Genomic DNA, 12,954 nt, shown 5'->3' with positions numbered 1-12,954 from the left:
AATGGAGAACCCTTTATTATTAATATTATTAAGCTTTAAGGTCTTTAGGATCTGTACTCTTACCGTAGAATTTAAGGATAGCCCAGATACCGGCAACACCAAGGATTAATGAAAGCCATACAGGCATTCCAAGTCCAACTGGTATGTATCCAACTACTGCTGCAAGACCTGCTGCTGTTAATGCATATGGTAACTGTGTTTTAACGTGATCTATATGGTCAGCTGATGATGCCATTGATGACATGATTGTTGTATCTGATATTGGTGAACAATGGTCTCCGAATGTTGAACCTGTTAATACAGCACCAAGTGTTGCATATACTAATGTTGAAGGTTCTCCGCCTGTATATGCTGCTGCAAGAGGTACTGCTAAAGGTAACATAATAGCCATTGTTCCCCAAGATGTTCCTGTTGCAAATGCAACTATTGCAGAAATTACAAATACCAATACTGGAATTGTCCATGATGGTAATGAGCTTGAAATTACCTGAACTAAGTATTCAGCTGTTCCTAAGTCAGAAGCTATTGATCCAATTGACCATGCGAGTATAAGGATTATTGTTGTTATTACCAATGATTTTGCTCCTTCTACCCATGCTTCTAAAGCTTCTTTTAATGTCATTATATTTTGAGAAATAGCCATTACTACTGCAACGATACTTGCTAATGCAGAAGCCCAGATTAATGCAGCTGATGCGTCAGCATTACCAAATGCATCCCTTATTCCATCCCATGTAAATGGTTGTTCTAATCCTCCACCTGAATACCATAATCCGATAAATGCAAAAATAACAAGTGTTAAAATAGGTACTAAAGCATTGGAAACTCTTAAAGGAATGTTTTTGCTTTCAAGATCTTTTTCAAAATCTGTTGAAAGCATTGGTTCTGCTCCGTCTGCCAATACTTTTCCTGTTAATCTTGCTCTTTTTTCTGCTTCATACATTGGTCCAAAATCTCTCATCATTGCACCAACCATGAATACCATTACAAGAGCAAATATACCATACATTCTGTAAGGAATTGATTGGAAGAATACTGAATATGGATTAACTTCTACGCCTAATGATTTAAATGCGTCTCCTATTAATCCCAATTCATAACCTATCCATGTTGATATTGCAGCCATTGTTGCTACTGGTGCTGCTGTTGAGTCAACAATATATGATAATTTTTCCCTTGAAACTCTTAATTTATCTGTTAAAGGTCTCATTGTAGGTCCAACTATCAATGTATTTGCATAATCATCAAAGAATACTACAACACCCATTAATGCTGTTGCAAGCTGTGCACTTCTTGCTGTTTGAGCTTTTTTAGCAAGTGCATTTGCTATAGCTCTTGTTCCGCCCATTTTTGCTATAACGCCAACCATACCACCAATTGTAAGTGTAAATACAATAATACCTGCATGCCAGCTGTCTGCTAATGCATTTACAGGATACTCAAATGTTTTTGTATAACTTTCTATGAGTTTCATAAAGAATCCTGAGTTAGATGTTGCAAAAACACTAATAAGAGCTCCCGAAAATACTCCCAACAATAATGATAAAATAACTTCTTTTGTCACAAATGCCAAAACAATGGCTAATAGAGGTGGAATAATTGACCAGAAACCATAATTTACAGCTTCTGCATCTCCCCCTGCTGCAAAGGCCATGGTAGCTAACATTATAAATGCTGCCATGATAAATAACGCTACCAACCGTCTTTTCCTCATAACTCTACCTCCCCTTAATAGATTTTTAATTATTATAACACATTTTAGACATTATTGTCAAAATTCTTTAATCTATATTACACATTATTATTATTAATAAATGAAAGATATTTGACTATAATTGTATTTTATTTTTTCTGCTAAGTAATAAATGCTTGCATTCCTTGATTTACTGCTATTTTTAATAATATTAATATTATGGTGAATCATCTTTCGGTTTATTAGCTAATTCTAGAAACAAGTCTAATAAAGTGAAATATTTCTTTATAAGTTATTTTTAGTGAATTGTTACTCAATTGTTACTTATATAATCAATAAAAATGGCAAGAATAAAAAATTCTTGCCATTTTTTGACTTTAAATTATATTACACCACTAATTGCTTTTACAGGACATCTGCTCTGACACAGGCTACAACCAAAACATTTGCTTTCATCAACTATCACCTGTTTATTCTCTTTATCAACAGTAATTGCCCAATATGGACATACCATTTCACATAATTTACAGAAAGTACATTTGTTAAGGTCAATTTGTGGATATTTTGGTTCAAAAACAACCTCTTTCTTTTTTAATCCAACTTTTTTAACTTCTTCAATAGAAGAAAAACCATACTTTTCAAGTGCTTTTGGAAGCTGATCAACTATGGTTTTATATAATTGTTTTCCTCTGATTAATGCTGCAGATAGCATTTGAACAGCATCAGCACCTGCTAATAAGTATTCCAATACATCATCTGCTGAAGCCACACCGCCAACACCAATAACAGTAATTTCAGGAACTGCTTCTTTTATTGTATTTACCAGGGCAAGGCCAAGATTTTTAATTACCGGTCCTGAAATCCATACCTGTCCTTTATCATTACCTATTAAATTTGTTCTGTTTTTCAAATCAATAAGCATTGTGGGACCTAATGAATTTATTGCTACCACACCTGTTCCGCCATTTTTAAGAACCATTTTTGCAAATTCTACAGGATCAGGAATATGTGGGCTCATTTTCATAAATATAGGTTTATCTGTATGTTTTCTTATGGTTCTCACAGTTTCAGCTATTGTATCAAGATTCTTTCCAACATAATGTGTTGAAATTTCAAATGCATCTGCAAATTTATCGAGTTGAGGTATTAATACTTCCATATCTTCTTTGGTGTATCCTGCACTTACTATTAAAGGTAAATCCAATTCTTTTTTTAGATTTGGCAGGATTTCATTTATCCATTTTTCTGGTGGTAATTCTGACCATAGTTCTGCATTAACAATATAATTGTTTGTTCCATAAATACAGGGTCTTGGAACTTCTGCAGCTTTTGTTGAAATCGTTTTCGTAACCATTCCGCCAACACCAAGTCTTGCAAGATATAACATCTTTTCATCATCGCCAACTAAAGGTCCTGAAGCTGGCATTAAAGGATTTTTAAGTTTTATTCCGGTAAATTCTGTACTTAAATCCATAACTTCCCCCCCTTGAGTATTGTAGACTATCATTATTATATCATAAATTTAACCATATCTTTATAGTATGGTTGCACAAAATTTATCTTTTTATCATATATGATGTCAAGTATACTTGACATTATATCAAAAATATTATACAATAATAATGGGAGGGATTATATGAAAAATAAATTAAAGGTTTATAGAGCAATGTATGATTTAAGTCAGGAAAAACTTGCAAATCTTGTAGGAGTGTCAAGACAGACAATTAATTATATAGAAAAAGGTAAATATACGCCTTCAGTTGTACTCGCATTAAAACTTTCAAAGGTGTTTGAATGCTCTGTTGAAGACATTTTTTTCCTGGAAGAAGATGAATTGAAGGAAGTAATTTCAATTTCAAAGGGGAGTGAATAATATGAAGAGTTTATTCTTTAACAAATATTTTTATCTTTTTGAGCTTTTATTTATATATGCTGTTCTTTTAGCTACTGGTGAAAATAGAGTTTATGGTTTATTTTTAATTTTAGCTGTTGTTATTGAAATATACAAGGATATTTTTTCGAAAGAAATTGACGAAATGGAAAGATATTTGCGGTTTAAAATTTCAAATGTAGTTTTGTATTCAACAGTTGTATTTTCAATAATTCTTTATTCTTTTAATATAAAAATGCTTTCCGTTTATAATGTGCTGCTTTTTTATATGGCGTTTCCATTGGTTCTGAAGAGTATGCTATATGCAGGATATATTTTTGAAAGAGAAACTGTAATTAAACGTGTTGGGTATTCATTGAGTTTGTTGTTGCTGATTTTTACTATTTTATCTGAAGGATTTTCATTTGCGGGGTTAATAGAGGCGATGCCATGGATTTACTTAATAATTTCAACGTTTGTAGCAACTCGATACAGAAAAATAGGAAGTTTTATGTTTTTTGTTGCATTTGTTGTTGTAAGCTATTATTTCATCAGAGGAAGTATTAATGATATGAAAATAGTCGTTTATTCATTTATTGGTATTCCTTTATTGTTTTTATCTCTTCAATCATTAAGAAAGGAGGGTGATTAAAATGAAAAGAATGTTATTAATAACCTTTTTGGTCTTCAATCTTGTAATATTTGCAGGAAGTTTTTCTTACTCGTTGGGAATAGAGTTATCCGGGGCGATATTGCCATTTGTTGGGGTTAGTTATAATAATGAATCATATAATGTTGGTGCAACTCTGGGATTTATTTTTGGTCCAGATGAAAAAAATCCTGAACAATTAGATTATATTTTTGCTCCTACAATAGAAGCAGGATATTCTTTGCCATATAATTTTACTATTGAGGCTAATTTAAAAGCATTAGTGGTTGTTCCATATTATTTTGAACAGTTGTATTTAATGGGAGGAGGAATAAAGTATAAAATTCCAATTAATAATCAATCATTTAATCTGGGTGTGTATGGTGAATTTATACTTCCTTTAAGTGCTGGAAAACGTGCATGGGAAAAAGGAATGGGAATTATACCGGTGCCTTTTATTAAAAGTGAATATGAATTTTAGAGAAAAGTATTGAAAAAAGTTTCAAATTTTGATATAATCACTCTGAAATTTAATTTTGGGAGGGAATAAAGTGACAAAAACCAAAAAAATGATTTTAAGCGCTTTATTCATTGTTTTAAGTATTATTTTAACAAGATTATTATCCTTTAGATTCAGTCTATTTGGTGTTGAAAGTATCAGAATTGGGTTTGGAACATTGCCAATATTCCTCTCAGCATTGATTCTTGGACCATGGTATGGTTTTATGGTAGGGGCTCTGGCTGATTTCTTTGGATATTGGATAAACCCAATGGGACCATTTATGCCACATTTCACTCTTACTTCTGGATTGCATGGGTTATTGCCTGGTCTTGTGTTCTGGTATGTATTTAAGAAAGAAACAAATTTCTGGAGTTTTGCATTTTCATATTTAGCAGGCGCTTTGGTTGGAGTTACATTAACACCGTATTTTATACATACTCTTTTTGGTGTTCCATATGGAGTTTTGATGCCTCCAAGAATAGTTTCGCTTTCAATTAAGTTTTTCTTATATCCAGCAATTATGGTAATTTTGTATAAACGAATACCTCAACTTGAAAAATTAACACATCCAAGTATATAAAATAAATCCAATCCCCGGAGTTGTCAATTTAACTCCGGGGATTTTGTTATTAAGAATATGATATAATATAATATTTATATATTAAAAAAAGGAGAAAAGGCTTATGGATGTCTATTTAAAGCAATGTACCGATTATACAAATGCTGAAGAAGTTTTGCTTCCATTGTTGGAAAAATATAAAGACTTATTTTCAAAGAATGACAGAGTTCTTGTTAAACCAAATATGTTGTCTCCTAATCATGTTGGAAGCGGTATTACAACTAATCCGAAAATTGTAGAAATTGTTTTAAAGTTTTTATTATCTCTTGGAACAAAGCCTTTTGTTGGTGATAGCCCTGCTACAGGAAATGCAATATCTGTTGCAAAAGCTAATGGCGTCTACGAAATTTGTAAAGAACTTGATATTCCTATTGTAGAATTAGATGATCCTGTGGAGGTAGATGGAGAAAATTTCAGGGGATTTAAGGTTTCGAGAAAGGTTTTAGAGGCAGATAAAATAGTAAATATTGCTAAATTAAAGACACACGTTCAAATGATAATGACATTAGCAGTAAAAAATACATTTGGCTGTATTGTTGGCAAGGAAAAGTCTGCATGGCATTTCAGGGCAAAAACAAATACCAATTTTGCCAATGTTTTAATAGATATACATAATATAGTTAATCCTACATTAAATATAATAGATGGTATAGAAGGAATGGAAGGTAACGGACCGGCAAATGGTAAAAAGAAGAAATTTAATGTGATAGGCATTTCAGAAAATGCTTATGCACTTGATCATGCGATTATAAAATCATTAGGGATAAAAGAAAAATATGTTTATATTATAAAAGAAGCTGCAAGAAGAAAATTAATACCTGACTATAACCTTATATCTAATTGGAATGCGCCAGGAATAAAACTTCCTCTTACAACACCTATTTTTGAAACTGTAACCAATATAACAAGAGTTTTTGAAAGAGTTCCAAAAATCAATAAAGATAAATGTGTTGAATGTAAAATTTGTGAAAGCAGATGCCCTGCTGAGGCTATAAATATTGATAACGATAAGTATATAGATTATTCAAAGTGTATAAGATGTTATGTTTGCCACGAAGTGTGTCCTCAAGATGCAATAAAATTAGTTAGAAAAATATTTTAAGATTTTTAGTCTTAGCCAGCTTATGCTGGCTATTTTTTATAATATATGTTAGGTAAAACAAAATGTAAATATTGTATAAACATAAAAAAATAATATTGACATTTTTAATCCAATTTGATATACTAAGGAAAAAATATTGCCAATATAAAAAAGAAAATATTCACAAGAGGTGATTATATGAAAAAGAATAAGGAAATATACAATGAAATATTGGAATTAATGGGTGAAACACCTGTTATTCGTTTGAAGAATATAGAAGAGTATTTTAATGTAAAAAATGAATTATATGCAAAAGTGGAGTATTTTAATCCTGGAGGTAGCATAAAGGATAGAGTTGGAGCATATATGCTTCAAATGGCTGAAAAAGAAAATTTAATAACAACTGATACAGTTATTATTGAACCAACATCTGGAAATACAGGAATAGGGCTAGCTTTATATGCTGTAAAAAAAGGAAATTCTGTAATATTCATAATGCCCCAAAAAATAAGCATGGAAAAGGAATTATTGCTAAGAGCATATGGAGCATATATAATAAGAGTCCCAGGTAATGTTTCCCCATTTTCTGTAATGTCGCAATATAAAATCGCTGAAATTATTAGAAATATAATCTGGGAAAAGAGAAAGCCTTTATCAAAATCAGAAATAGAAGGAATAGTAAGCTATATCCAGATTTTAATAAATCAAAATAATGAAAAAGAATTAAAAAAGATTTTTGAAAAGGCTGTAGATCCAAACAATTATGCGTTTATCCCCAATCAATATTTTAATAAAAATAATCCAAAAGCTCATTATAGAACAACTGCACCAGAATTATGGAAACAATTTAATGGAGAGCTTGACTATATTTTTGCTGGATTGGGTACAGGCGGAACAATTTCTGGAATTGGTAAATATTTTAAAGAAAGAAAGTATATAAAATTAATAGGAGTAGATCCAGAGGGGTCAATATATCATCACGTAAAAGCTGGTCTTACAGTTGAGGAAGCATTGAAACATTCTCATCCATATTTAGTTGAAGGAATAGGAAAAAATATTATCCCAAAAACCATAAATTTAGACATTATAGATGATATAGTTGTGATTAATGATCAGGAAGCATTTTCAATGGCGAGATTTTTATCAAAAAGAGAAGGGATATTGGTCGGTGGCTCTTCTGGGGCAGCATTATTTGGAATGATAAAGTATTTAAAAGAAAATAATATAAAGAATAAAAAAGCTGTTGTAATTTTTCCTGATAGTGGAAGAAGCTATTTAACAAAATTTTTTAATGATGAATGGATGAAAGATAATAACTTGGAAGTTAATGATGAAATAATTTTGAGAAAGTTATTTGATGAGTGCAAGATATAATAAGCGGCCTGCAAAGGTCGTTTTATTTTATGATATAATACATTTGAAGATTATAGAAGGAGATTAAAAAATTATGTTGAGAATAAATAATATAAAATTATCTATTGATCATCAAGATGAAGATATAAAAAAAGAAATTGCAAAAAAGTTGAATATTTCATCAAAAGAAATTCAAGAAGTTAGAATTATAAAACGCTCTATTGATGCGCGTAAAAAGAATGATATGATTTATTTTGTGTATAATGTGGATTTTAAAGTGGAAGATGAAGATAAATTAAAAAATAATTCCCTTGTTATGATATCTCCAGAGAAAGAGTATATATTACCAGCTCAGGGAGAGGAACTTTTGACTACGAGACCGATAATAATAGGCTCCGGACCTTCCGGGTTATTTGCTGGATTAATACTTGCCGAAGCAGGGTTTGAGCCTATAATATTGGAAAGAGGAAAGGCGGTTGAAGAAAGAAAAAAAGACGTAAATCTTTTCTGGAAAAAGGGTGTTTTAAATATAGAAAGTAATGTTCAATTTGGTGAAGGTGGAGCTGGAACATTTTCTGATGGCAAGTTAAATACGCTTATAAAGGATAAGAATAATAGAATTAGGAAGATGCTTGAAGAATTTGTAAAGGCCGGTGCTCCAGAAGAGATAGTATATGTCAACAAACCGCATATTGGTACTGATAAACTGGAAATAGCTGTGAAGAATATAAGAAAAAAAATAATTTCTCTTGGTGGGAGTGTTTTATTTGAAAGCAAGGTTACCGATATTATTATCAAAAATGGAAAGGTAAAAGGTGTTGTTGTAAACGGTAATGAAAAAATATATTCTGATGTAATAATTTTAGCAATTGGTCACAGTGCAAGAGATACTTTTGAATTGTTATTCAACAAAGGAATAACAATCAAACAAAAACCATTTTCTATTGGTGTAAGGATTGAACATTTAAAGGAATTGATTGATAAAAGTCAGTATGGTAAATTTTATAATCATCCGAGATTAAAGGCTGCAGATTATAAGCTTTCTCATAGGGCGAAAAATGGAAGAGCTGTCTATACTTTTTGTATGTGTCCGGGAGGATATGTTGTTGCATCGGCTTCAGAAGAGAATATGGTTGTTACAAATGGAATGAGTGAATTTGCAAGAGATAATGTCAATTCTAACAGTGCTATATTAGTAAGTGTCGAACCTTCAGATTATCCTTCAAATCATCCATTAGCAGGTGTTGAATTTCAAAGGAATTTTGAAAAAAAAGCATATGCCATTTCTAAATCTTATTATGCACCTGTTCAATTATTTGGTGATTTTTTAAGAAACAAAAAATCTGTAAAATTTAAAGCAGTTAAGCCTTCATATAAGCCGGGAACGATATTTTATGATATTAATAACATATATCCAGAATATATTACCGACGCTTTAAAAGAAGGTATTTTAGCAATGGGAAAAAAACTAAGAGGGTTTTCTTCATATGATTCATTGTTGACAGGTGTTGAAACAAGAAGTTCATCTCCTGTAAGAATTGAAAGAAATGAAAATTATGAAAGTATTTCAACTGAAGGGTTATATCCTATAGGAGAAGGTGCCGGATATGCAGGAGGAATTACATCTTCTGCAGTAGATGGCATTCGAGTTGCAGAAAGTATTATAAAAAGATATAAAAAGGGATGGTGATAATATCAAAAGCATATTTATTTTTATGGACTATCAAAATCAACCGGTTGATCCGGAGTTGATTATTGAAAAAATAAAGGAATTGGGGAAAATTGTTGGGGGAAAGGCTTATGCACATTGGTCAAAATATCCCGCAACAATGTTTTCATTTTCAAGACATGGTATTGAATTAATAGAAATGCCAGAAGACGGTTTTGAAAATAAAAAAGGCAATGATATAAAACTTGCAATAGATGCAATTGAAACAATGTTTTCTTTGCCTCATATTGATATGTTTGTTCTGGTAACGGGAGATGCTGATTTTGTTCCACTTGTAAAAAAACTTCGAATATATGGAAAAGAGGTTATTGTTGTAAGTAGAAGTAAAAATACTTCAAAAGAAATGGAATTATCTGCAGATATGTTTATTCCTTATGAGGATATAGTAAAATCTGAAAAGATTGAGGATAAGGATTCTATTGAAGATATTGTTGAAGAGGTTATAAGGATTATTGAAGAACATAATTATGAAGATGTAAATGAGCATATTATAAAAAGAATAGTAACCGGTATGAAGATCGATTATAGGGATTTTGGATTTTTATCTTTTAGCGATTTTGTTGATAATTTAATAAAAAAGGTTCGTGATGAATTTTATTCTAATAATGGCGAATATAGTGAATATGAAGAAAATTATATGCGATATATAGAACGCTTTCTTGCTACCAGTGTTATGCCATTGAGATTGGATGATCTTGTAAAAAAAGCACAGGAAAAGAATCCGTGGATTACCAAAAATTCAAAATATTCATTAAAGGAATTAATTCAAAAAATGATAGAGGAAAAGAGATTATGGAAGAATTCTCGTGGATATATAATAGTTCCTATTCCAAGAAGATGGGAAATAAAACATGAAAAGATACTTCCTTATCCTGAGCACAGGGATAAGTTTGTTGAATTTGTGTATAACTTGTTTAAAGCTGGAAAAGCAAATTCTATAATTGAAGCTATACATACTGCAAAAAAGGAATTAAATCTTACCAATAAAGTAGTTGGTTCATTTGGTATAGCATTAAAGTTTTCCGGTAAATTTCTTGGTAAAGATGGAAGTGACTATGTAAGTATGAAAACACCTGTGTATCTAAATGCTGATTATGAAGATTTTAAAACAGCTGTTGAAGCTTTCTATTTAAAAAGCATATTAAAAGAGGAAGATATTCATGAAAAAAATCTTCCAATAGCTTCAAAGTACATATACAATACAGAAAATACCAAAAGATTAAATGAGATAATAGAACATCTAATGGATTTGCAGGAGGTATTTTATATAAAACCATATTATAAATATTATAAAAATATAAATAAATGAAAGTCACAGCTTTCAATTTAGAATATAAAAATATATGAAATTGTAATAAAAATAAAGCTTAAGATATAATTTTTTTTAATGAAATATTGTAAGAATAAATATATAGCAGCAAGAACTATAGGTTTAATAAATAAAGATTCTTCAATTGATATATTACTATAAAATAAAATATTTCTGAAGAAATAAATTTTAAGTGCAATGATAGCAATAAAAATTGAATCCTCTTTTTTTTCTGAATTAATATAATGTTCAATTAAGTAAAAACTAATAAAATCTGAAAGTATAAAAATAAAAAGAGATAAAATTTTTTGATTCAATGAAAGATGAAAGGAAATAAAGTTATAACCAATGGCTATAGTGAAAATACTTATAATATAGATTATTGAATACACATTTTTTTTATTATAAAATTTAAAAAAATTTCCTGTGAATATCAATAATAAAATTACAGCTGAAAATTTACCAAATAGTATATTTTCTATATTTGAAAAAAAGGTTGTGTATAATAAATAGCTGAAAAGATATCCAGAAATTATCGAAAGGAATAATATTATAGTTGATTTTTCTAATTTAGAATGAAGATTTAAATCTTTTTTTAAAAAAAGAAAAAAAATAAAATAGAAAAATGTAATATATATATTTATTTTGTTTATACTTATTATACTTTCAATTAAATTAAAAAGCAAGATAGAGGAAAAAATAAAATTTTCTTTTTTAAAAAAGATTTCCGTCATATTAATCAATGCCTCCTAAAAAGTTTAAAGAGATTTTTTATATTTTTTACGTCATAAGTTCCCTTAGCAGCCCTTATTCCTAAATCAATCCAGCCATCATATTGATCAGGAGTGTAATGCTTTATTACATCTGTAGCAATATCAATACCAACATAAGCTACAGCACCAACTAATCCACCTACAGATGCACCTTCTGCTGCAGTTAAAGCTTTTCCAGCAACATATTGTGCCCTTTTATTTATCGTATCTATAGTTTGTTCTATTTTCTCCGCTCTTCTTTTTAAAATATCATCAATTACTTTGTTTTTTTCATTTAATTTATCAATGTTGCCATCGTACCAGTATCTTCCTGTACCATCATCAGCAGTAATGGCCTGAACTCCGATAGGACCACTTCTCATAATATCACCTCCATGTGAAATCTCATCTGTAATTTTTTACACAAGAAGTTTTAAAATTGTAAATATTATTGAGAAGAATAGAAATTTCACGGGAAAAAACCTTTCTACCTGAGATCAACAAATCAACATAATATTTTCTCTGCTGAAGATTTAATGAGTTTAAATTAAATTTAATAACAAGCAAATTATCTTTTTGATTTATATTTATAATATACGAATTAAAATCATAGACATTCATATTATTATCTCTTAAAGTGATAAGTAAAGGGCAGTTAGTAATAGTTTTTGAATCAAAGGTTATTGCAACAAATAAATAATTGTCGTAAGGTAATGAAAAATTAGATGTCTGAATTAATTTTTCATTATTTGAAATAATAAATTTATCAACTTTTGGAAAATTAAATTCTTCACTAACAATACAGAAAGGATAATCATCACTAAATATTATTTTATGTTTTTTTATAGGAAAAGGAAGTAATTTATTGTTTAATTTTAAAAGGTATATATTGTTATCTTGTAAATTAATGTTTGTGTCTCTTTTTATGTAAAATTCCTCTGTGCCATTTGATGTAAATTTTATTAATTTAAGATTATTGAAATAAAAATTTGGTTTCATTAGATCACCTCAATATTAGCAATAACTTTCGAATATAATTATATAAAAAAAAAAAGAAAAGTCAATATATATATGGAATATTTACTATATTTTTTATTTGAATTAATTTATCAACTGATTAAATAATTTCAATAAAAATAGATACAAAAAAATAAAATACTTTGAAAAACATAATTCATATTGAAGTTTAGAATTTTTTAACTGGCCATGTATAATAAAGGACATTAAAACGCAAAGAGTGCGAAAAACAGTATTAATTTTCATTTTTTCTTTTTCACATAACATTTGATTCTTTTAAAAAAAAGTAGTATAATAAAGATACGGTAAAAAAACTTTAACACAAATTAATATTTCTTAATATTTCTTTTTATTCGTTTATTGTATATATGATATTTTCT

12 protein-coding genes are annotated in these 12,954 nt (G+C 29.4%); 8 read left to right on the top strand and 4 right to left on the bottom strand.

The annotated features are described in order from the left end of the window. Nucleotides 1–28: 28 nt before the first annotated feature. Together XO11_RS05565 and XO11_RS05560 are read right to left on the bottom strand one after the other, a co-directional pair. Nucleotides 29–1,714 carry a Na+/H+ antiporter NhaC family protein gene (locus tag XO11_RS05565; protein WP_014296602.1) on the bottom strand — a complete coding sequence of 562 codons (1,686 nt, stop codon included), beginning with the start codon at nt 1,712–1,714 and terminating at the stop codon, nt 29–31. A 361-nt stretch (nt 1,715–2,075) separates the two neighbouring features. Further along, nucleotides 2,076–3,167, bottom strand: a complete 1,092-nt coding sequence (locus XO11_RS05560; protein WP_175418299.1) for a 4Fe-4S binding protein — start codon at nt 3,165–3,167, stop codon at nt 2,076–2,078. Between the two features lie 162 nt (nt 3,168–3,329). On the opposite strand from XO11_RS05560, the gene XO11_RS05555 reads away from it, so the two are divergent. The 8 genes from XO11_RS05555 (at nt 3,330) to XO11_RS05520 (ending at nt 10,805) form a co-directional block, all read left to right on the top strand. Then, nucleotides 3,330–3,566, top strand: coding sequence for a helix-turn-helix transcriptional regulator (locus XO11_RS05555; protein ID WP_014296600.1), 237 nt, complete (start codon nt 3,330–3,332; stop codon nt 3,564–3,566). A 1-nt stretch (nt 3,567) separates the two neighbouring features. Further along, complete coding sequence (locus tag XO11_RS05550) at nt 3,568–4,215, top strand: hypothetical protein (RefSeq protein ID WP_014296599.1); 648 nt, start codon at nt 3,568–3,570, stop codon at nt 4,213–4,215. A gap of 1 nt (nt 4,216) precedes the next feature. Beyond that, the gene (locus XO11_RS05545) at nt 4,217–4,693 is read left to right on the top strand and encodes a hypothetical protein (RefSeq protein WP_175418298.1); all 477 of its coding nucleotides are present in this window, start codon (nt 4,217–4,219) and stop codon (nt 4,691–4,693) included. A gap of 70 nt (nt 4,694–4,763) precedes the next feature. Next, entirely contained in the window at nt 4,764–5,294 is a 531-nt protein-coding gene (locus tag XO11_RS05540) for a folate family ECF transporter S component (protein WP_014296597.1), read from the top strand. Nucleotides 5,295–5,397: 103 nt separating this feature from the next. Further along, nucleotides 5,398–6,435 carry a DUF362 domain-containing protein gene (locus XO11_RS05535; protein WP_075780499.1) on the top strand — a complete coding sequence of 346 codons (1,038 nt, stop codon included), beginning with the start codon at nt 5,398–5,400 and terminating at the stop codon, nt 6,433–6,435. 177 nt (nt 6,436–6,612) lie between these two features. Beyond that, nucleotides 6,613–7,788, top strand: coding sequence for a PLP-dependent cysteine synthase family protein (locus XO11_RS05530; RefSeq protein WP_175418297.1), 1,176 nt, complete (start codon nt 6,613–6,615; stop codon nt 7,786–7,788). 73 nt (nt 7,789–7,861) lie between these two features. Continuing rightward, nucleotides 7,862–9,457 carry an NAD(P)/FAD-dependent oxidoreductase gene (locus tag XO11_RS05525; RefSeq protein ID WP_175418296.1) on the top strand — a complete coding sequence of 532 codons (1,596 nt, stop codon included), beginning with the start codon at nt 7,862–7,864 and terminating at the stop codon, nt 9,455–9,457. 25 nt (nt 9,458–9,482) lie between these two features. Further along, entirely contained in the window at nt 9,483–10,805 is a 1,323-nt protein-coding gene (locus tag XO11_RS05520; RefSeq protein WP_175418295.1) for an NYN domain-containing protein, read from the top strand. Nucleotides 10,806–11,544: 739 nt separating this feature from the next. On the opposite strand, the gene XO11_RS05515 is transcribed toward XO11_RS05520, so the two are convergent. Beyond that, on the bottom strand, nt 11,545–11,940 hold the full coding sequence (locus XO11_RS05515; RefSeq protein ID WP_175418294.1) for a hypothetical protein: 396 nt from the start codon (nt 11,938–11,940) through the stop codon (nt 11,545–11,547). A 22-nt stretch (nt 11,941–11,962) separates the two neighbouring features. Then, a complete protein-coding gene (locus XO11_RS05510) occupies nt 11,963–12,556 on the bottom strand; it encodes a hypothetical protein (RefSeq protein WP_175418293.1) in 594 nt (197 codons plus the stop codon). Nucleotides 12,557–12,954 lie beyond the last annotated feature (398 nt).

Source organism: Marinitoga sp. 1138 (assembly GCF_013363265.1).
Taxonomy (GTDB): Bacteria; Thermotogota; Thermotogae; order Petrotogales; family Petrotogaceae; genus Marinitoga; species Marinitoga piezophila.
This window is presented reverse-complemented; position numbering and strand designations above follow the sequence as displayed.